This is a genomic window from Lacinutrix chionoecetis (assembly GCF_053604665.1).
The window spans coordinates 100,981-124,495 of record NZ_JBSHNQ010000081.1; the positions used below are offsets into that span (position 1 = coordinate 100,981).

General features: G+C 34.6%; 17 protein-coding genes. 15 read left to right on the forward strand and 2 right to left on the reverse strand.

Translation table 11 applies throughout. The features are described 5' to 3' along the window. The first annotated feature begins 18 nt into the window (after window positions 1-18). The 3 genes from ACVC43_RS08965 to ACVC43_RS08975 are packed head-to-tail and all read left to right on the forward strand — an operon-like array spanning window position 19 to window position 2,477. Window positions 19-663, forward strand: a complete 645-nt coding sequence (locus ACVC43_RS08965) for a hypothetical protein (protein WP_452224170.1) — start codon at window positions 19-21, stop codon at window positions 661-663. Continuing rightward, window positions 663-1,409: a glycosyltransferase family 2 protein gene (locus ACVC43_RS08970; protein ID WP_452224171.1), complete on the forward strand. Its 747-nt coding sequence runs from the start codon at window positions 663-665 to the stop codon at window positions 1,407-1,409. The genes ACVC43_RS08965 and ACVC43_RS08970 overlap by 1 nt, the downstream gene beginning before the upstream one ends. Further along, a complete protein-coding gene (locus tag ACVC43_RS08975) occupies window positions 1,410-2,477 on the forward strand; it encodes a glycosyltransferase family 4 protein (RefSeq protein ID WP_452224172.1) in 1,068 nt (355 codons plus the stop codon). It abuts the gene before it with no gap. Here the strand turns inward: ACVC43_RS08975 and ACVC43_RS08980 are convergent. Together ACVC43_RS08980 and ACVC43_RS08985 are read right to left on the reverse strand one after the other, a co-directional pair. Next, entirely contained in the window at window positions 2,469-3,419 is a 951-nt protein-coding gene (locus tag ACVC43_RS08980; protein ID WP_452224173.1) for a hypothetical protein, read from the reverse strand. The genes ACVC43_RS08975 and ACVC43_RS08980 overlap by 9 nt on opposite strands. Before the next feature lie 12 nt (window positions 3,420-3,431). Beyond that, the gene (locus ACVC43_RS08985; protein ID WP_452224174.1) at window positions 3,432-4,388 is read right to left on the reverse strand and encodes a hypothetical protein; all 957 of its coding nucleotides are present in this window, start codon (window positions 4,386-4,388) and stop codon (window positions 3,432-3,434) included. Between the two features lie 117 nt (window positions 4,389-4,505). Here ACVC43_RS08985 and ACVC43_RS08990 point away from each other — a divergent pair, with 117 nt between their 5' ends. The 12 genes from ACVC43_RS08990 to ACVC43_RS09045 all read left to right on the forward strand — a co-directional run. Continuing rightward, window positions 4,506-5,408, forward strand: a complete 903-nt coding sequence (locus tag ACVC43_RS08990; RefSeq protein ID WP_452224175.1) for a glycosyltransferase family 2 protein — start codon at window positions 4,506-4,508, stop codon at window positions 5,406-5,408. Window positions 5,409-5,414: 6 nt separating this feature from the next. After that, window positions 5,415-6,179, forward strand: a complete 765-nt coding sequence (locus tag ACVC43_RS08995; RefSeq protein ID WP_452224176.1) for an FkbM family methyltransferase — start codon at window positions 5,415-5,417, stop codon at window positions 6,177-6,179. A gap of 4 nt (window positions 6,180-6,183) precedes the next feature. Continuing rightward, window positions 6,184-6,741 carry an L-threonylcarbamoyladenylate synthase gene (locus tag ACVC43_RS09000; RefSeq protein WP_452224177.1) on the forward strand — a complete coding sequence of 186 codons (558 nt, stop codon included), beginning with the start codon at window positions 6,184-6,186 and terminating at the stop codon, window positions 6,739-6,741. 52 nt (window positions 6,742-6,793) lie between these two features. After that, window positions 6,794-8,212, forward strand: coding sequence for a CCA tRNA nucleotidyltransferase (locus tag ACVC43_RS09005; protein WP_452224178.1), 1,419 nt, complete (start codon window positions 6,794-6,796; stop codon window positions 8,210-8,212). Between the two features lie 2 nt (window positions 8,213-8,214). Continuing rightward, window positions 8,215-8,667 (forward strand): GNAT family N-acetyltransferase, encoded by a 453-nt coding sequence (locus tag ACVC43_RS09010; protein WP_452224179.1) that lies wholly within the window; start codon window positions 8,215-8,217, stop codon window positions 8,665-8,667. Window positions 8,668-8,695: 28 nt separating this feature from the next. Continuing rightward, a complete protein-coding gene (locus ACVC43_RS09015) occupies window positions 8,696-9,730 on the forward strand; it encodes a COX15/CtaA family protein (RefSeq protein WP_452224180.1) in 1,035 nt (344 codons plus the stop codon). Window positions 9,731-9,765: 35 nt separating this feature from the next. After that, window positions 9,766-10,281 (forward strand): IS1096 element passenger TnpR family protein, encoded by a 516-nt coding sequence (locus tag ACVC43_RS09020; protein WP_452224181.1) that lies wholly within the window; start codon window positions 9,766-9,768, stop codon window positions 10,279-10,281. A 162-nt stretch (window positions 10,282-10,443) separates the two neighbouring features. After that, a complete protein-coding gene (locus ACVC43_RS09025; RefSeq protein ID WP_452224182.1) occupies window positions 10,444-11,340 on the forward strand; it encodes an ABC transporter ATP-binding protein in 897 nt (298 codons plus the stop codon). A gap of 75 nt (window positions 11,341-11,415) precedes the next feature. Then, entirely contained in the window at window positions 11,416-12,249 is an 834-nt protein-coding gene (locus tag ACVC43_RS09030) for an ABC transporter permease (RefSeq protein ID WP_452224183.1), read from the forward strand. Between the two features lie 93 nt (window positions 12,250-12,342). Then, window positions 12,343-15,657 (forward strand): T9SS type B sorting domain-containing protein, encoded by a 3,315-nt coding sequence (locus ACVC43_RS09035; protein WP_452224184.1) that lies wholly within the window; start codon window positions 12,343-12,345, stop codon window positions 15,655-15,657. A gap of 3 nt (window positions 15,658-15,660) precedes the next feature. Further along, complete coding sequence (locus tag ACVC43_RS09040; protein WP_452224185.1) at window positions 15,661-18,042, forward strand: T9SS type B sorting domain-containing protein; 2,382 nt, start codon at window positions 15,661-15,663, stop codon at window positions 18,040-18,042. Window positions 18,043-18,180: 138 nt separating this feature from the next. After that, the coding region (locus ACVC43_RS09045) for a hypothetical protein (RefSeq protein WP_452224186.1) at window positions 18,181-23,515 on the forward strand (5,335 nt) is incomplete at its 3' end.

Consider the following 23,515-nt stretch of genomic DNA (forward strand, 5'->3'; position numbering starts at 1 on the left):
ATAAGTGTTACACTACCTATGAAACAAATTGCTGTTGCAATATTAATAGTTGTATTCTTTTTTTCTTGTTCTGGCTCTCGGAAAACTATTACAAATTCGAAATATTTTGATGGTTCCGGAAATGAAATCAATGAAAGTAAGTTCAATAATAAGAGAAAAAAAAACAAAAAATATATAGCAACCTACTCAGATTCTCTTGGTCATAAAAGAATTATATTAAGAAAAAAAACTGGCAAAATTGAAAACAGAAATTATTTAGATTCTATTCTACAAAAACAAACAAGCATTAAAATAGACAGAAATAAATCTATTATAATTGTTTTTTATCCCGGTGAAGATCCATGCAACTCAAGTGGTTCTGCAACAAAAACAAGTCTTACTTTATGGTATAACGAATTAGAAAATGAGTTATATGAAATTGCTAAAGTAAAACCAATTTATATTTATAAAAGTTACGAAGGTCTTGAGAGATATGATGGAATTATAACCTGGCATGAAGACCCAAGTAAAGTAATAGAGAAATCTTTTTTTAAATATCACTATCCTTGTAGTAGCTTTGTTATTGTCTCTAAGACTGGAGAATACATTAGCTATTTTGGAGAGTTTGGTAAAGATTATGTTTGGGAAGCTGCGGAAATTTTAGAAAAAACAAATAACCAATAATGATAAGCGCATTAGCAATAACCTATAACGAAGAACAACATATAGAAAGCTACATAGAGAGCTTGTCTTTTGCCAATGAAATTATTATTGTAGATTCTTTTAGCACAGATAATACTGTCGCTTTAGCCAAAAAGTATGATGTAAAAATAATACAACGGGAATTTAAAAATTTTTCAGACCAGAAAAATTTTGCCATTTCTAAAGCCAAAAACGAGTGGATTGTGTTTTTCGATTTGGATGAAAAAATCCCACCAGAATTAGCCAAAGAAATAGTTGACTCCGTTAATTCTAAACACCCATTAAAAGCTTATAAAGTTAAACGTAACTTTAATTTTATGGGAAAACGTATAAAATATAGTGGTTTTCAAACTGATGTTGCCGTTCGTTTATTCGATAAAAACTACTGTAAATACAATGGAAAAGCCGTTCATGAATCTATAGAAACCAACGAAAAAGTAGGAACATTAAAACATGCTGTGGATCATCAAACCTATAAATCGTTCGATAATTATAACGCAAAACTAAGTAAGTATAGTAAATTACAAGCCGAGGAATTATATAAAAAAAACGTACGCCCAAATTTGTATCATTTTCTTTTTAGACCTTGGTACCGCTTTATGCATCAATATTTTTTACGCTTAGGATTTTTAGATGGTAAAGAAGGATTTATAATAAGTTACGTTCATGCGTTTTCGGTTTACAAACGCTACATTCAATTGTGGGCTATGTACAGAAATATCAATTAAATGCAACAGGTTTTTTTAGAATCTCATAATATTAAAAACCCTTTTAATGGTTTTGGTCAATTTAATTACCATTTAATTAAAGGTCTTTATAATGCCGAGATTTCCGATTTTAAAATGACCCTGCATGCAAAGGACACCTCTCCCTTACAAAAAGAATTTGGCGCTTATTTCAACTATAAAAAGTATCGCGCTTTATCGCGAAAACCCTTGTTCCGTATTCGTAAAAAATACGATGTTTGGCATTGCCTGAATCAAAATATAAAGGTAGAACCTTACCATAACATTCCATATGTATTAACGGTTCATGATGTTAATTTTATAGATGAAGTTTCCCGCGATATTAATCATAAAACCAACCAGCGGTTTATTGAAAAATTACAGCGAAGTAGCGCTATTACCTATATTTCGGAATATGCAAAGGCATCAACACATCAATATTTTGATGTGCCAGACGTACCGGAATATGTAATACACAATGGTAATCCGGTTCAGGATATTTTAGACCTGTCGCAGTTCTCCTTTAATTTGGTCACTAACAGACCTTTCTTATTTTTTATTGGTGGATTGACAAAACGTAAAAACGTACACACTTTGGTAGAAATGCTTGAACATTTACCAGATTACGATTTGGTATTTGCTGGAGACGATACAGATAATTATGCTAAAACAACACTTGCAGAGGCTATATCTAAAACAAAAACTAAAAATCGTGTTTTTAACATCGGTAAAATTAGTGCTGCCGAAAAACAATTTTATCTGCAAAATTGTACTGCTTTTGTTTTCCCTTCATTATTAGAAGGATTTGGCATTCCACCTATTGAAGCTATGCGTTTTGGGAAACCCGTATTTTTATCTAATTTAACTTCGCTTCCAGAAATTGGAGGTAAGCATGCCTTTTATTGGGATCATTTCGAACCAACATATATGGCAGACGTTTTTAACAGAGGCATGCATACTTTTGAAACTAATAAAACAAACTACGAAAAGGCTTATATAGATCGTGCTAAAAGCTTTAATTGGAATCGTGCAGCTTTACAATACGCAGCTATTTACAGGAGTTTACTCTAAATTAAACACCTGCGAAACCCATTGATTTAAACGGTATTTATTTAAAATGATATCATCAACCGCTTCGTAAGGCGAGTTAACAAAATCCTCAGGAATTTCTATGTTGTTTTCGTCTAAAACCAAAATGTTGTTAGGGTTATAAAAATCGTAATTAACAACATCTGCATTGGTAGTAATTAATTTTTTATTGTGACCTAATGCTTCAAAAACACGAAACGATAACCCTACCTGCTCCTTTCTTTGAATTTCAATAATTATTTTGGCTTTCTTTATTTTTTCAGCAACCTCATCTACCGGAATTTGTTTATTAATTATAGTGAGGTAGTCTGAGTTTAGCTCGTCTGGACCTAAAACCAAAATCTCTTTTTCCCATTGTTTCTCATGTATGTATTTTGCTAATTTCTCCATAGCCTCATACCTGTAATCGTAAGTAGAAATATTAAAAAAGATGTTTTCTGTTTTGGTATGGTTGCTTTCGTCAAAAATATAATTGGTTAAAAATTCTAAACCGTATTTTTTAACGTCTAATCGATCGTAGCTATATACTTTATCAAATAGTGGAATAATATCTACTTTCTTAGGAAAACGTCGTGTACTATCGTAATAAAACGCCTGCAAAGATGTGGTTTGCGTTTTTAAAAATTGTAAAGTTGATTCTTTTAGCAAATCTGGTCTAATAATAAAGATAACATCTTGCTTACCTAAGGTTTTCACCTGCTCTAAAATATGTGTATTTACAAATTCCTTCTTTAAGTTTTTATTTAAAAAAACCTTACTTAAAAAATTAGAAATTTTATGTGCAAAATTTCGATATTTAAACGAATATCTATCTATTAAAATGATGTTGGAAACAACGCCATTCCGTTTCTGTAAATTTTCATTAATTTTTTTTAAGTAGCCTAAGCTTGGAGGACCAATAATTAAAATTTTCTTCTCTTGCATGCGTATTACTGTCTAAGATTTTAAATCGAATACTCGCTTTACCCAATTTTCTAATCGGTATTTTTTTAAAATACTCTCATCTATTGGCACGTACGGCGAATTTACAAATTCCTCTGGTACGATTGGGTTGTCTGCATCCACCACTAAAATATTTTGTGGATTGTAAAAATCGTAATTTACAATATCTGTATTATTGGTTATTAATTTTTTCTGTAGTCCTAAAGATTCGAAAATTCTAAACGATAATCCTATTTGTTGCTTTCTTTGAAACTCTACAATAATTTTAGCATTTTTAATAAGTTCTACCACCTCATCTACATAAATAATTTCATCAATAACATCTATAATGCCTCGGTTGGCCTTTTCTAAAGCGGGATGAAAGGATATAAACTTAAAACTCCAATCGTTATTTTTTAAATATTTACCAAAAGCTTCTAATTGTCCAAATCTGTAATCATCATCATTACCAGAAATATTAAAAAACAAATATTCCGGATTTTTATTAACTGTGCTTGATTCAAAAATATAATTGGTTATAAACTCAAAATCATACTTGGCTACATCTATTTTATCGAAACTGTAAATTTTATCGAAGTAGTGAATAATCTCCTGCTTACGTTCTACACGCTGTGCACTATCCCAATAATAAGCTACAAATTTATCTGTTTTTTTTCTTAACTTTTTTAAAAAACTATTGCTTACAAAGTCTGGGCGAATCATAAAAATTTCATCTTGTCGTCCGTAAGCTTTAACTTCAGATTCAATAAAAAAATAAGTCTTTTTTAAATTAACACCTGTAAAGAGTTTAGAAAAGAAATTTTGAATTTTTTGATAAACATTTTTATAACCAAGAAATTCTAAATAGACTATATTAACTTCAACTTCATCATGCTTTTTTAGTTCTTGATATAAATATTCTACGTAACCAAAAGCTCTTGGACTTATAATTAGTATTTTCCTCTTACCCATATTAAAATAACGCTGTTTTACTTAAAACCGTTGCAAAAGTATGTTATTTTTAAAGACTATTATAAAAGTTTAGCAAACAAGTTAAAAAGTATATAGCGATTATTTACATTTGTAATTATGAAAGATATTTCGGTAGTTATCATTAATTATAACACTTCAAAGTATACCTTAGAGTGTATAAATGCTGTAATTAAAAATACCAGTGAAGAATTAAGTTATGATATTATTGTTGTTGATAATAACTCCGAAACAGACGATTACAACCACCTGAAAAACAATTTCCCTAAAAAAGATTCTATTACATTACAACGAAGCATTATTAACACTGGCTTTGGTGGTGGCAATATGTTTGGAGCTCAGTTTACTCAATCTAAGTATATTTTATTTTTAAATAATGACGCTATGCTTAAAAACGATTGTTTAAGCATCTTGTTTCAGTATATGGAAAACCACCCAGATGTTGGTGTATCTACAGCACAGAATTACAATGAACATGATGAACATGTTGCTTCTTTCGACCATAATAAAGGCATTAGAAAGCTACTTTTAGGCAGAAGTTTTTTAGAGAAAAATTATCCTAATAAATATCCTAAACGTAAAGTAGAATACAAAAAACCGGTTAATGTGGATTTTATTAATGGCGCTTTTATGTTTTTTAAAACCGAGGCTTTTGCAAATGTAGGCGGTTTTGACACCAATATATTTCTTTACTTTGAAGAAATGGACATTTGCTACAGATTGGAGAAATTAGGCTTAAAAAGTGTATTGGTTCCAGATGCAAAAATTTTACATTATCAAGGAGCAAGCACTGGTATGTCTAAAACAATAAGTAAAGAAGGTTTAATATCTTATATGTATGTTGTTAACAAAAACTACCCTTACGCAAAGTATTTGTTTATTAAGTTATATTACTGTTTTACATTTCTAATAAAACCAAAAAAATGGTTTTTGCTACCTATTGTTTTAAAAGGAACATCTATAACTAATAGTCTTAAGCAACAACAGAAAATAAAATTTTAAACGACCATGAAGCTAAAAAAATTAAAAAGATTTATCGAGCTAAAAAATAATTTTAGTTTTTTTGATGCTTTAAAACTCTATAATGGTTTAAAAAAAGAGCACGAAACCATCTATTCTACAAGAAAAAAAAGAACCTTTTATTTTAGGAAGAACACAAAAGATTTTGAGACTTTCGAAGAGGTCTTTATTTCAAAAATATACGATATAGCGCTTACCTTTACACCAAAAACAATTATAGATGCAGGAGCAAATACTGGTTTCGCTTCATTATTTTTTAAATATCGCTATCCAGACGCAGATATTGTGGCTGTAGAAATCGATAATGGAAATGTTGAGATGATACAAAAAAACATGAAAGGCTATACTAACTTCGAGATTTTAAGAAAAGGAGTTTATAATAAAAATGCTTTTTTTAAAATTGAAAATCCTTATAACGCAACCAATAGCTATGTAGTAAAAGAAGTTACTAAAGACCAGGATTATGATATTGAAGCCGTAACAATAGACCACATAATAGATTATAAAAATTGGGACACAGTAGATATATTAAAAATTGACATTGAAGGTGCAGAACTTGAATTATTTAAATCTAATTACGAAAAATGGCTTCCTAAAGTTAAAGTTATATATGTTGAAACACATGACAGAATGAAACCAAAATGCGCTTACACCGTTATAAATGCCATTAACAAGCTGGACGATTTTATTCTATACACCTGCACAGAAGGCACTTTAATTTTTTTCAACAAAGCCTTAATGAAACTACCATAATATAATGCGAGACGAAATAGAAAAAACATTCGAAATCCTAAAAAAAGGAGGCATTATTCTTTACCCTACAGATACTGTTTGGGGTATTGGTTGCGATGCAACTAATGCCGAAGCTGTAAAGAAAATTTATAAGCTAAAACAAAGAGCCGAATCTAAAACAATGATTTGCTTAGTCAACAATTTTGGAATGCTTGCCAAACATGTCGATAATGTCCCAAATGTCGCTTACAATATATTAGAACTTGCTGTTACACCTACCACAGTAATTTATGATAATCCTGCTGGAATTGCAGAGAATTTAATTGCGGAAGACAATACACTCGCCATTCGTGTTATTAAACATGAATTCTGCGAAAAACTAATACGCAAACTTGGCAAACCCATTGTTTCCACCTCTGCAAATCTGGCAGGAAAAACGGTTCCTAAATCCTTTAAAGAAATCGATGAAGCCATTTTAAAAGGTGTGGATTATGTCGTAAATTTGCAACATGAAAAAATTAGCGAAAAACCATCATCTATTATCAAATTAAGTAACGATGGGAAGATTAAAATTATTCGTTAACTAATTAAATTCCAAAACGGAAACATTGGAATTTGGAATTTGGTATTAATTCATGAATTACAAACAAGCATTACAACATAAAATCTTTGCAATAATCTCTAAATCGGCTGCAGAGCTAAAGCTCGACAGTTATGTTATAGGAGGTTTTGTGCGTGATTATTTATTAAATCGTGGCGACGCAAAAGATATAGATATTGTTGCCATTGGTAGCGGTATTGCATTGGCCAAGCAAGTAGCAAAAAACTTACCCAATAAACCCAAAGTTCAGGTTTTTAAAACCTATGGTACTGCCATGCTTAAGTACAACGATCTCGAGGTTGAATTTGTTGGCGCCCGAAAAGAATCTTATAACGAGAATAGCAGGAATCCTGTAGTAGAAAATGGGAGTTTGCAAGACGACCAAAACCGTCGTGATTTTAGTATAAATGCCTTAGCATTAGATTTGTCTCAAGCCAATTTTGGCGAGTTATTAGACCCTTTTAATGGTGTTAAAGATTTAAAAAATAAAATCATTCGCACACCTTTAGATCCAGATATTACCTATAGCGACGATCCGCTTCGAATGATGCGTGCCATAAGATTCGCTACTCAATTAGGCTTTACTATTGAAAAAGAATCGCTCGATGCCATTACCAAAAACAATGAGCGTATAAAAATAATTACCAACGAGCGCATTGTTGTAGAACTCAATAAAATATTAGAAAGTAAAACACCTTCTGTCGGGTTTTTACTTTTAGACAAAACAGGTTTATTACAGCACATCCTTCCTGAGCTAACGGCTTTAAAAGGAATAGATGAAATAGAAGGACAAAGGCACAAAGATAATTTTTACCACACTTTAGAAGTGGTAGATAATATTGCTAAAAACACAGACGATGTATGGTTGCGTTGGGCTGCACTACTTCACGATATTGGTAAAGCACCAACCAAAAAGTTTAGCAAAAAAGTAGGCTGGACATTTCATGCGCACGAATTTGAGGGCTCTAAAATGGTCTATCATTTATTTAAGCGACTAAAAATGCCATTAAATGAAAAGATGAAGTTTGTACAAAAATTGGTGTTTATGAGTTCCCGACCAATTGTGCTTGCACAAGACATCGTTACCGATTCTGCAGTACGCCGTTTAGTGTTCGATGCTGGCGAGTATGTAGAAGATTTAATGACACTTTGTGAAGCAGATATTACGACAAAGAATCCTAAAAAATTTAGTAAATATCATAATAACTTTAAAATAGTTAGAGAGAAAATTATTGAAGTTGAAGAAAAGGACAGTATACGTAATTTTCAGCCGCCAGTTTCTGGAGAAGAAATTATGAAAACTTTCAATTTAAAACCTTCACGAGAAATTGGGATTATTAAGGAAGCTATTAAAGAGGCTATTTTAGAAGGTGAAATACCAAACGAACACGAAGCCGCTTTTAACTTAATGCTCGAAAAAGGAAAAGCCTTAGGTTTAAAAACATCCAATTAAAAATGCTGACTATTGTTAGAACAGACTCAAGAAATCAAGATTTTATAAATTTAGTAAAATCCTTAGATAGCTATTTAAAAACTACAGATGGTGATGAGCATGCTTTTTACAATAAATTTAATAATATCGATGTTTTAAAACACACAATTGTAGCTTACAAAAACCATGAAGCTGTTGCTTGTGGTGCGTTTAAACCTTTTAATACTAGTTCAATAGAAATTAAACGCATGTTTACAAAAAAAGCATATAGAGGACAAGGTATTGCTGAAGCAGTATTAAACGCTTTAGAATCTTGGGCTCGGGAATTAGGCTATAGTCATTCGGTTCTAGAAACTGGAAAACGACAGGTAGAGGCTGTTGCTTTCTATAAAAAATGTGAGTATGAAATTATTAAAAATTACGGACAATACATAGCAATGGAAAATAGTTTATGTTTTAAAAAGAAATTGATTTAAAATATTACCGTTTTCACGGAAAGCAGATATGAAAAAACACTTTAGAACGTTAGCAAAAGTCGCCTTGGTCTTGGTTTACCTTGTTATAATTGCAGGTGCAGTCGTTCGCATGACGGGTTCAGGAATGGGTTGTCCAGATTGGCCAAAATGTTTTGGGTATTATATCCCGCCTACTCAAGCTTCAGAATTAGAGTTTAAAGCAAATCACAACTATAAAAAAGGGATTGTAATTATTAAAGACGAAACGCTGTTAGTTGCCGAAAGAGATTTTATTTCTTCAGAAAAAATAAACCGAAATAACTGGGAAACTTACACCAAACATGATTATGCCAAATACAATCCGTTGCATACTTGGGTAGAATATATTAACAGACTTTGTGGAGCGTTGGCTGGTATTCCCATTTTAATTTTTACTGTTATTTCCTTTTGGTTGTGGCGAAAAAACAAATGGATTACCATACTATCAATCCTAACGGTGTTGAGTATGGGTTTTCAGGCCTGGCTTGGCAAAACCGTTGTAGATTCTAATTTAGCTCCTTACAAAATTACCATTCACATGGTAATGGCTCTAGTTATAGTTGCTTTTATCTTATACCTTATTTACGCCTCGAAAACAACGTTTAAAAAACAAATACAAGATTCAAAATTTAAAAATGTTTTGCTTTTTGCTATTATTTTAACACTAATCCAAATTGTTTTAGGAACTCAAGTACGCCAGCATGTAGACGAGCAAATTAAAGCCATTGGTTACGCTAAAGCGTTATGGATGCAAAATCCAACGTTTATGTTTTACGTACATCGAACATTTTCATTTATAGTATTTTTTACAAATGCCTGGTTATATGTTAGAAACAGAGGTTTAAAACTAGGATACAATAAAATGAATTTAGTAATAATTTGTATTGTTTTCGAAGTGATTTCTGGCATTGCCATGTACTATTTCGACTTTCCGTTTTTATCCCAACCATTGCATTTAGTAATTGCCACTATTTTATTCGGAATTCAATTTTATGTATATTTAGAAAACAGACGCAAAAGTATATTTATTTCTAAAGAAATATAGAAGACAATTGTACCTTTGCAAACCAAAATTATATTATGATTTATAGATTTAGAGTCATTTTAGACAACGATACAAAAGACGATGTGTTTCGCGATCTCGAAATTAGAGAAACAGACACAATGGAAGATTTGCATAATATTATTACGCAATCTTTTGGTTTTGATGGTACAGAAATGGCGTCCTTTTATTTAAGTGACGATGAGTGGAATCAAGGTGAAGAGATTTCTTTATTTGATATGAGTGAAGGCCCGAATCAAGTGAGGTTAATGAACGAAACTTCTTTGTCTGATACCATCCATGAGGCACAAACCAAACTTATTTACGTTTACGATTTTTTGAGTATGTGGACTTTTTTCGTTGAATTAGCTGAAATTGCCGAAGAGAACGAAGGTGTAGACTACCCAAATTTAATGTTTGTGCAAGGTCAAGTACCAGATAATGCTCCAGAAAAAGTTTTCGAAGCCGAAGATGATGATACTTTTAACGAGTTTGACGATGACTACGATATTGATGATTACGACAATTTAGATTTCGATGAAAATTGGAACTAACTTCTAAATATTTAAAACAACTTTAAAACCATTCTTAACCAGAATGGTTTTTTTATTTAAAAAGATTGTAACAAAAGTTTATTAGTTTCGTCTTATTTTTAAACCAATTGATGCTTTCCTGAATTTTGGGAGCTTTAGTGTCTAACAAAAAATCAAATTATCTTGGAAACCATCCTTCAGATTAATAATCTTACAAAAAAATATGGCTATTTAACAGCTGTTAAAGATTTATCTTTCACCATTAAAAAAGGGAATGTTTATGGCATTTTAGGCCCAAATGGCAGCGGAAAATCTACAACTTTAGGGATTACTCTTAATGTTGTTAATAAAACCAGTGGCGAATTTAATTGGTTTGATGGCACTGTTTCTACACACAACGCATTAAAAAAGGTTGGTGCCATTATCGAGCGTCCAAATTTTTACCCATACATGTCTGCTTACAAAAACCTTAAACTGGTATGTAAAATTAAGGGTATAGATTATTCTAAAATAGAAGAAAAACTGGAGGTTGTCGGGCTTTTAGATAGAAAGGATAGTAAATTTAGCACCTATTCTTTAGGGATGAAGCAACGTTTGGCTATTGCATCTGCTCTACTTAACGACCCAGAAATTTTAATTTTAGACGAACCCACAAACGGTTTAGATCCTCAAGGTATTCATCAAATTAGAGCGATTATAAAACAAATTGCAAGTCAAGGTACTACCATACTTTTAGCCTCTCATTTACTGGATGAAGTAGAAAAGGTTTGCACACATGTTGTGGTGTTAAGAAAGGGCGAAAAATTATATTCGGGACGTGTTGATGAAATGATTTCCAGTAATGGTTTCTTTGAACTAAAGAGTGATGATGAAACCAAACTTATTCAGTTTTTAAAAAATCATGCCTCTATTGAGAAAATTATTTCTAAAGAAGGTTTAATTACCGCCTTTTTAAATGCACCGCTTTCAGCTTCGGCATTTAATAAGCAACTGGTGGAAAATGGTATTTATATTTCTCATTTGGTCATGCGAAAAGAAAGTTTAGAAGAACAATTCCTTCAGCTAACAGACAATAAATAATTAATACATTATGCTGAAGGCTTTTCAGCTTAAAACATATATCTGATTTTATTATTCAGAAAAAACCATTCAATCATGTTAAGACTTTTAAATATAGAACTTATAAAACTGTGGAATAACAGAGCAAGTAAGGTATTAATTTTAGCTTATTTCTTGCTACTTACCTCTATTGCGTTAATAGCCGCGATAAAATTCGACATTGGTCCAATAAACTTTCATCTTGCCGAGCAAGGCATTTTTAATTTTCCTTACATCTGGCATTTTAATACTTTTGTGGCTGGCCTATTAAAATTCTTTTTACTTATAGTCATTGTATCTATGGTTGCTAATGAGTACAGTAACAAAACCATAAAGCAGAATTTAATAGATGGTTTAAGTAAAAAAGAGTTTATACTTTCTAAAGTGTATACGGTATTGGCTTTTGCTTTAGTGTCTACCCTATTTGTATTCATAATTTCGCTAATATTAGGATTAATTTTTTCCAGTTATAACGAGCCGAGTATTATTTTTTCGGACTTAGAATATTTATTAGCATTTTTTGTAAAACTCTTTGGGTTCTTTTGCTTAGGACTTTTTGCAGGCATGCTAATAAAACGTTCTGCATTCGCCATTGGTGCTATTGTGGTCTACTTTTTTATTGAATTTTTTAGCTATTTAATTTTTAAGGGCATCTATAGAGAAACCGATACGGTAGATACAATTTATAATTTTTTACCGTTTAAATCACTTTGGAATTTAATAGACGAACCTGGCTCAAGACTTGGTGCTGTTAAAGAGATTGCGAGCCAAGTTGGAGAGGACTTAAGCTACGACTATGCAGTACATTGGTACGAAATCGCTATTGTTTTAGGGTGGTCTGCCTTGTTTATATTCTTATCGTACAGACTACTTTTAAAGCGTGATTTGTAGATAACCACTTAACAAACTGTCTTTATTTTAACACAATGGATATTGGTAAGTAGCGGCAATTACTATATATTTGATAGCTATTGCTTATTTTAAATGAAAAAGATTGTTTTATTATTACTCACACTTTTAAGTTGTGTTATTTCTAACGCTCAAAAAGAAGCGTCTAATTGGTACTTTGGTGATAATGCTGGTGTAAATTTTAATTTAGACACAGATATTGTAACACCACTAAATAATGGCCAGTTAGCGACTGACGAAGGATGTACGAGTATCTCGGATGCTAATGGCAACTTATTGTTTTACACAGATGGAAGAACAGTGTATAACGCTAACCATAACATTATGCCCAATGGCACTGGATTAAGAGGCGATCCTTCCAGTACGCAGTCTGCCATTATTATACCTAAACCTAACGATCCAGACATTTATTATATTTTTACTGTAGATACACCATCCTTAGACAATGTTGACTTAGGATTTAATTACTATGAAGTAAACCTAACTTTAAATGGTGGTTTAGGAGATGTTGTAAATAATGCTGGCACCCAATTATTATCTAATACTTCCGAAAAACTGAGTGCTGTTTTAAAAGACTGTCAAACTCAGGCTGTTTGGGTAATTACTTTTGGAGATAGTAATGGTGGCGAAAACAACAATACGTTTTATGCTTACGAAGTTACAGATGCTGGTGTAAACACAACTCCAGTAACTTCGCCTTTAGGCTTCAGCATAACGGAGAGCAGAGGGTATTTAAAGTTCTCTCCCGATGGCAGCAAACTAGTAAGTGCCAATGTTGGACAAGGCTTATTGCTTCATGATTTTGACACTAATACAGGGATCGTTAGTAACTACCAATTTATTAATATAAATTTTGATTCTCCAAATGGAGCACAACAACAATCTTATGGCGTAGAATTTTCACCTAACAATAATCTATTATATGTATCAACTTTTTTTTCTAATAATGGAGATATAAACAACCCTAACAATCAATATGGAGGTTTATTACAATTCAATTTAAATAACGGAAACATAAGTGGTTCTCAAGTAATTTTAGACGAAAGACAAACCTATAGAGGCGGTTTACAATTAGGTCCTGATGGTAAATTATATCGTGCCATGAGCAATACTTATAACGATGGCTCTCCTTTTTTATCTGTTGTTAATAATCCTAATCAAGTAGGTGTTGGTTGTAATTACCAACACAATGCTATTGCCTTAACCTCTGATTCAAGACAAGGGTTACCGCCTTTTATTACTTCTTTTTTTAGTGAAGATATTGATATCATTCAAAACGGAACGAATACCACAAACCTCCCACTATGTATTGGAGAAACCTACACTCTCATGGCAGATGATGTTCCTGGAGCCATTTACACCTGGACCATGGATGGTAATCCGCTTGCTGAGGACGATTTTGATTTGGTTGTTAGCGCGCCTGGTCTTTACAGAGTAGAGATTGAAGTTACTGGTAATACCTGTGGTTTGCTAGAAGGAGAGGCTGTTGTAACTTATTACGATGTACCTGTAGCCAACCAACCTTCTAACATGGAGGCATGCGATGTAAATAACGATGGTATTGTAGATTTTGATTTAGCGTCACAAACTGCATCAATAATAGACAGCCAGGACCCTGCCGTTTTTTCTGTTTCGTATTTTACTACTATGTTAGATGCTACATCCAATACCAATAGCATAAATGGAGTTTACCAAAGCACCAGTAGTTCGCAAACTATTTATGCAAGAATATATAATATAAATAACCACAACTGTTTCGATGTAACAAGTTTTGATGTTATTTCTTTTAATACGCCTGTAATTGCTTCGGCTAACGATTTAGAGATTTGTGATAATGATGCCAATCCTATGGATGGACAGACAGCTTTTGTTTTATCAGATTTTAACGTAGCTATTCTTGGCTCTCAAAACCCGGCTCAATTTGCGGTCTCTTATTACGGTAACCAGGTAGATGCCGATGCTGCAACCAACAGTTACCCTAATAATTACACAAACCAAAACCCAGTAACAGAAACTATTTTTGTTAGAGTTGAAAACAATAATAATACAAGTTGCTATTCTACAGAAAGTTTTAACTTAGTTATCAATCCTATTCCCGAAGCTTTTGACACCGATATTTATCAGTGCGACGAACAGGACATGGTAGATGGTTTTACAACATTTAATCTTACACAAGCTAATAATGCTCTAACTGGTAACACTCCAGATAGATTAACACAATTTTATACTACTTTAAATGATGCACAAAACGATACTAACGAAATAGACGGTAATGCATTTAATAATACTGCTAACCCACAAACCATATATGTAAGAGTTATTAATGGTACCTCAGGTTGTTTTAATATTAGCACATTAATTTTAGAAACAAGTGATACTCAAATAAACAACTATAATGCACAACCTGTTTGCGATGAAATAGGCAGTGAGGATGGGATAAACACATTTAATTTAGATAATTTTTCTGTTGATATTCTAAACGGATTACCTGCAGGATTAGATATAGCATATTACGAAACTGAAAATGATGCCCTTTTAGAAAATAATCCATTAAATACATTGTATCAAAATACAGTTCCTTACACCCAAACCATATATGTTCGTGTAGAGAACGACAATGCCTGTTATGGAATAAATGAGGTTTATTTAACCATAAACCCATTACCTTCCTTGGAGGCAGATGAAACTTTACTGTATTGTTTAAATGAATTTCCTGATACTATAACCTTAGATGCAGGTTTAATGGATAATGCAGCAGATTACAGTTTCAATTGGTCCAATTCAGAAACTACCGAAACTATAGCAGTAAATACAACAGGAATTTATACCGTTACAGTGACTAATAATACAACAATGTGTAGTAAGCTAAGAACAGTTATTGTAGAACCCTCTAATATTGCTGAAATAGATGAAATTATTATAGTGGATGGTAGTGTAAATAATAATCAAATTACAATTCTTACTACTGGTGAAGGTGAGTACCTATATGCGTTGACAGATCAAGACGAAAATACGACACCGTATCAGTCAAGCAACGTCTTTACTCAAATTCCTCCAGGTATTTATAATGTAACCATTAGAGATATAAAAAATAATTGCGGTATCATTAATACCAATATTTCGGTTATTGGTTTTCCGTTATACTTTACTCCAAATGGTGATAACATAAACGACACCTGGCAAGTTTATGGCGTATCGAAGATATTTCAGCCAAATTCCGAAATTTTAATTTTCGACCGTTATGGTAAACTCATCACACAGATAAAGGCATCAGATACTGGATGGGACGGTACTTTTAATGGTAAACCGTTACCGCAAAGCGACTACTGGTTTTCCGTAAAACTGCAAGATGGTCGTGAGTACAGAAACCACTTTACCTTAAAGCGATAACAAATGGTTAAACATTTTAAAATAGTCTTGTGGTTAAGTATTATAACCTGTTCTTCTGTAATATTTGCACAGCAGCAAGCTGCTAATTGGTATTTTGGTGAAGAAGCAGGTGTCTCTTTTAGTAGTGGTTTTCCAAATCAGTTATCCGATGGTGTAATAGATACTGCCGAAGGTTGTTCCACAATCTCTAATAAACAAGGCAATCTATTATTTTATACAGATGGTACCACTGTCTGGAACAAAAATCATAATATCATGATTAATGGTACTGGTCTCACTGGTGACGATTCTAGCACCCAATCTGCAATTATAATTCCTAAACCAGATAGTGAGACTATCTTCTATATTTTCACCGTAGATGATCGCGCAGGAGCTGGTGGATTAAGATTTTCGGAAGTTGACATTACACTTGACAACGGTCTTGGCGCAATTACTACAAATAAGAACATATTATTAGAAGCTTCAATTACAGAAAAAATTACTGCTGTTGAAAGTTCAGATGGTTTAAGTATTTGGGTTATTAGTCACCGCTGGAATAGTAATGAATTTGTAGCCTATTTAGTTACAGATGTTGGTGTAAACACAACACCTGTTGTTAGTGCAACAGGCTCAATACATACTGGTTTAATTAATAATACAATTGGTTACTTGAAGGCGTCTCCAAACAGAGAAAAAATAGCCTCGGTTAGATCTTATGTAGATAACCAAACAGAAATTTTCGACTTTAATGCCACTACTGGAATATTATCGAATCCTATTTCAATAGCAAATTATTCGAGTTCCACAATTGGTCCTTATGGTTGCGAATTTTCTCCGGATAGCCGATTACTTTACGTAACAGAAATAAATTATGAAACCGAAATTTCATTACTGCACCAATATGATTTAACCCTAAGCACAGCAGCTCAAATTATAAATTCAGATGTTATAATTACGCAACAGGATGGTAGATTAGGTGCCATTCAGCAAGCTTTAGACGGAAAACTTTATGTGGCTAAGTTTGGTTCTCATTTTTTAAACGTCATTAAAAATCCAAATGAGATAGGATTAAATTGTAATTACGAACAAGATTCGTTTTCGTTAGGTACTAAAATAAGTCAATTTGGGCTACCTCCTTTTATACAGTCCTACTTTTTTGCTACAAATATTTTTAATAATACGTGTTTTGGAGATTCCACAACATTTCTTATAGATACTTCAACTGTTATAGACAGTATTACTTGGGATTTTGGAGACCCTGCTTCTGGAGTAAACAACACCTCCAATAGTCTCAATCCTACTCATGTATATTCATCTTCTGGAAATTTTAATGTCACTATTAGTATTGATACTCAGGGAGAAACTCAACTTATTTACAGAACAGTTTTTATTGCAGACAAGCCTCCTGTTTTAGATTTAGGCATTCTAACAACTTGCGAAACAGAGAACGCAAATGCTGAATTCGATTTAACAAGTAATGTTCCTGCAGCTATACTTAGCAATCCAGATTACTTTCTTTCTTTTTATGAAACCTTACTCGATGCAGAAAATAGTGAAAACGATATAGTGTCGCCTAACAATTACACATCTGTAAACGGTAATCAAATTATCTATTTACGTATAGATACACCAAATGGCGATTGTTATAGTATTAGCGAAATCGAACTATCGATAATAAACAAACCTGTAATAGAACCTTTAGAAGAAATATTTTTCTGTGATGATAACACAAATTCTACAACTATAGATGTGGGTAATTTGCAATACCCAAATAGTCAATACAACTTTTTGTGGTTAGAGTCTAACGAAACAACACCACAAATTCAAGTTGACAACGCTGGAACTTATATAGTTAGAATTACAGATATTTCAACAATTTCTTTCGAAAATCCAGAGGGCTGTTTTGCAGAAAGAACCGTTATAGTAGAAACTTCAAGTATTGCAGATATTACTAATATTGAAGTTACAAATAGTACTGCTGTTACATTTAATACTGGTATTGGTGATTATGAGTACGCATTAGATAATATCAACGGTATTTACCAAAACAGCAATGTATTTACTAATATTAGTCCTGGTGTACATACCATATTTGTTAGAGATAAAAATGGATGTGGTGTCGTAGAAAAACAATTTTCAGTCATTGATTTTCCAGAGTATTTTACACCTAATGGTGACACCATTAACGACTATTGGCAAGTTTATGGAATCTCGAGAAAATTTCAAAACAGTGCGCTTATTTATATTTTCGATCGTTATGGAAAGCTAATAACGCAATTAAAAACTGACAGTCCTGGCTGGGATGGCACTTTAAATGGTAAACCCTTACCGCAAAGTGACTATTGGTTTTCTGTTAAATTAGATGACGGTCGTGCATTTAAAGGCCACTTTACTTTAAAGCGTTAGTTTTTTATATCTCCTACTTTAAATTTCCTCCAATTCTTATGTTAGGACTTTTATTATTTCAGTTGTTATAATATTAGTAGATTTGCATGCGGAAATATTTTCTGTGGTGCTATTATTCAAAATTTAAAATCAGCCTCAATGTTAAAGAATACCTTAAAATTACTATTTACTCTTGTTCTTTTTATTCAATCTTCTACAGTAATCGCACAACAACCTAATGACTGTGTAAATGCCGTAACCGTTTGTGGAGATTCTGATGTTGTTTTAGATGTAAGTGGATCTGGTAATAATAGTAACGAATTCCCTAATTCATGTGGTAGTAATGAAACTAACAGTCTTTGGCTCGAAGTTACAGTAACAACTAATGGAACTTTAGCGTTTACATTAACTCCCAATAGTACTGCGATAACAGAAGACTATGATTTTTTTATTTTCGGACCAAATACAACTTGCGGAAACTTAGGTCCAACGATTAGATGTTCTACCACAAATCCTGCAGCTGCTGGACAAGGCAATAACTTAACTGGTTTAAGCACCACAGAAACTGACGTTGTAGAAGGACCTGGAGCTGCAGGAAATAGTTTTGTTAGTGCCATTAATGCTACTGCTGGCGAGTCTTACTTTATTGTTATAGACAGACCTATTGGTAATAGCCCTTTTAGTTTATCTTGGACAGGAACAGCACAATTTAGCGATGCTCCTACAAGTGAAACAGACCCGAATGATCCAACAGATCCTACTGGAAATGCTTTAAATATAATAGAATGTGATACAGTGGCTCCGTTTAATGACAGCCAAACGACTTTTAACTTAGAAACAAATACACCGCTTATTGTTGGTACGCAAACAGATGTTGCTGTAGCTTATTATTTAAGTGAAAGTGACGCTAATATTGGTATGAGTCCTCTAACTAGTCCATATACTAATACGAGTAATGGTCAAACCATATATGCAACCATTACAAATACTACTACTGGTTGCTTTACCGTTCAAGAGTTCGATCTTATTGTTAACAATCCAGATGATTCGTCTTTTACAATGCTTGCCACATGTGATGGTGCAACAGTAGATAATGTTACTACTCCTGGAGGAAGCTTCACATTTAATCCCGCACCAACAGATGCAGCTGTTATTGATACAGCTACTGGAACCATTACAAACGCAACACCTTCAGCAACATATACTGTAGAATATACAACTGCTGGCATATGTCCGTCTACCACTACCCTAAACATTACAGTTTTACCTTTAGAAGATGCGTCTTTTAGTATGACTCCCACATGTGATGGTGCAACCGCTACAATTACTGGAGATACAGGCGGCATGTTCAATTTCAATCCAGCACCAACAGATGGAGCTATAATTGATGCAACCACAGGAACAATTACTAATGGTATTTCTAATACCACTTATACAGTTCTATATTCTACAAATGGTCCATGTCCTGAAAATGCATCTCAAACAGTTACCGTGATTAATGCCGACGACGCATCATTTGCTATCACTTCAAATTGTAACGGAGGAACCATGACTATTATTGGAGATTCAGGAGGCATCTTTAGTTTTAATCCAGCACCAACAGATACTGCAACTATAGACCCAGCAACAGGAGCTGTCACTAATGCTACACCTGGTGCGGATTACACAATACAATATACTACTTCTGGAGCCTGCCCAACAACAAATACCGAAATTTTAACTGTGCTTTCTGAAGATGATACTTCTGTCGTTTATACACCAACCTGCGACGGTGCCATTTTAGATACCGTAGCAACACCAGGTGGAACTTTCTCATTTAATACAGCGCCAACAGATGCTGCAACTATAGACCCAGCAACAGGAACTATTACAGGAGGAACTCCAGGAACAACCTATAGTGTAGATTATTTAACTAATAGTACCTGTCCAGCAACTGGCACTGTAACGGTTACAGCATACCCACTCCCTACAGTAGTCAATCCAACACCTTTGGAAGCTTGTGATGATAACATACAAGATGGATTTACACCTATAAATTTATCTATAAAAAATAATGAGATTTCGGGTGGTAATGTGTCATATGCTGTCACGTATTATTTAAATCAGAATGACGCTAACAATGCAGTAAATCCATTAGTAAATCCATACACCAACATTTCAAATCCGCAAGTTATTTCAGTACGTGTGGAAGATGTCAACACAGGTTGTTTTGATACAACAACGTTAGAGTTGGTAGTCGCACAACCACCTACTTCTTTCCCTCCTACCAACTTAGAATACTGTGATCCAGATAGCGATGGCTTTGGAGAGTTTACTTTAAGTGATGTTACCGTTCAGGTTTCAGGTGGAGATATGAGTTTAGCTGTTACCTATCATGAGACCATGGCAGATGCCCAAAACAATGTTAATGCAATTACAGATGTACCTTACAATAATATTGTAGCGAATACGCAAACTATTTATATTCGTGTGGAGAGTGCTACAGCATCAACAGACTGTGCCAGTTTCGAAGACCTTATGCTCATTGTCAACCCAACCCCACAAATCATCAGCGCTCAGGATTTAACACCCTTAGCCGTTTGCGATAACGATGCCGATGGGTTTGCCACCTTTAATTTACCAACCAAAGAACCAGAAATACTAAACCTGTTAGATGGTGATGCCACTAACGATTTAGATCCAACCCTGTATACCATTACCTACTACCAGACCCAAGCCAATGCCGAAGCAGCAAACAACCCGATTGCAACGCCAAACGCTTATATAAACGGTACCATAAACATGGAAACCATTTGGGTACGTGTAGAAGACAATGCCACAGGCTGTTACAAAACCGTAGCCTTAGAGTTAATAGTAAACCCATTACCAGTACTGGTACAACCAGACCCACTGGAACTCTGTGATATTAACAACCCAGGCGATGAAGTCGAAGAATTTAATTTAGAAGATGCCAACGCCCAGATACTAAACGGGCAAACAGGCATTACACTAACCTATTTTACCACGCAGGCAGGAGCAGACACTAACGATGCCAATGTGCAGATTTTTAGCCCATACACCAATGTAGTTAACCCGCAAACCATTTATGTGCGCGCAGAAAACAACAACACCAGCTGTGTAAGCACCATCACCTTAGATTTAAGAGTCAACCCATTACCATCACCAGTGGCCATGCCAGTTGTGGTAGAAGAATGTGATGACGATAACGATGGCTTTGCCCTGTTCGATTTAGACGCGCAAACCGCTATTATTATCAATGGCGAACCAGACATTAGCATCCTCTATTACGAAACACAGGACGATGCCATGACCATGACCAATCCCTTAGCAAGCCCATACGCTAACATTGTAGCAAATATGCAAACCATATATGTGGTTGCTACTAACGATGTTACCGGTTGCTTTACTATAGTAGAATTACCATTATCGGTTATCCCATCACCAGTAGTACCTTTAGACATCGACGACTATGTTATTTGTGATGATGACAACGATGGCTTTAGCCAGTTTGATTTCGATACCGAAATCACACCACAAATTTTTACAAACGGACAAACACCAGCCGATTTCACCTTAAGCTACCACACCACACAAGCTAATGCCGATACCGGAAACAACCCAATAGTAAACACCAGCAACTACACCAACGTTACCAACCCGCAAACCATTTACATACGTCTGGTAAGTAATGCCAACGGTTGTGTTACCACAGGAAGCTTTGAGATTCGTGTGGAATTTCCACCAGTTATCGATCCAGCTTACGACAACGAGCTTACCCAATGTGACGATTTAGATGCCAATTACATGGAAGCCAACGATGGCTTTACCAGTTTCGATTTAACGGTAGAAGATATTGAAATTACAGGTCCAACCAACGTGAGCTGGATCGTTACTTACTACGAAACCATGGCAGATGCGCAAACCGATACCAATGCCATAGCAGACCCAACCAATTACACCAACACCATGACAGGGCCGCAAACCCTGTACATAAGAGTAACCGATAACGACACAGGCTGTTTTAGCTTTACAACCGTGACCATACGTGTGATCCCTAACCCATCACCAAGTCCGGATCCTGTAGATTTAGAACTGTGTGACGATGTGGATATTACAGGACCAAACGATTTGTTGGAAGTCTTCGATTTAACACAAAACGAAGCCTTTATCATCAATGGCGAAGTAGGTGTAACTGCCAGTTACTACCTCTCGCAAAACGATGCTATTATGGGTACTAATGCCATAGCAGACCCAACCATGCATACCAACGAAGACCCAGCCAATCCAGGCGTAGCCGTGACACCACAAACCATTTACGTGCGTCTTACCAATGGCGATGACCCAACAGGATTAAATGGCACAGGCTGTTACAGTCTGGTTAATTTCGATATTATTGTAAACCCGCTACCAGTGGTAACACCAGTAGCAGATTATGTAATATGCGAACTCAATACAGACAATGTCGCAGACTTCGATTTAGAAACCATGACACCAGCCATATTAAACGGGCAGGACCCAGCAGTCTTTACAGTGACCTATCACGAGTCGCAAGGCGAGGCAGACACGGCTATGAATGCCCTAAGCAGCCCGTACACCAATACCAGCGACCCGCAAACCATTTATGTAAACATCACCAATACCATCACAGGATGCGATACCACGCAGCTTACCTTTAACCTGGTAGTAGACGAGGCCGCACAAGCCAATCCAGATGGTGACCCTATTGTTTATGAGGTGTGTGACGATAATATGGAGTTCGATAACGACCCAAGCAACGATACCGCTCAGTTCGATTTACAAGATCCGGCTATTATAGATGAAGTACTCGACGGACAAGATCCGGCAAACTACACCATTTTGTATTACGCTACTCAAGCCGATGCTGATGCAGGTACCAATCCGCTACCATTTATCTACACCAATACCGTTAATCCGCAAGTAATTATTGTACGTGTCGATAACGATACTATGGGTGTGGCACCAATAAGCTTAGACCTTAGCACACTCACCACAGGATTAGATGTTGATGGCGATGGTACCATAGACACTATAGACACCAATGGCGATGGCATTTTCGATATTGTAGATGTCGATGGCGATGGTAACCCAGACGGCTTCGATACAGATGCCGATGGCGTTCTGGATTACATAGACTTAGACGGTGACGGTAATGGCGATTTAGTAGACTTAAACAACGATGGTGTGGTAGACAACAGTTTTGATACCTCAAGCTGTTACGACACGGCACAAATTACACTACAAGTGAATCCGTTACCAGCCTTTACTCTTGAAGACAACTACCTGTTATGTATTAACACCAACGGTAGCGAAGTCATTAACTCACCAGTAATAGACACAGGCTTAGATCCTGCACAATACACGTTTGAGTGGAGTTATCAGGGCACGGTATTACCAAGCGAAACAGGGCCAAGTATTATGCCAACACAAGGCGGTGTGTACACCGTTGTGGTAACCGATAATGCTACAGGCTGTA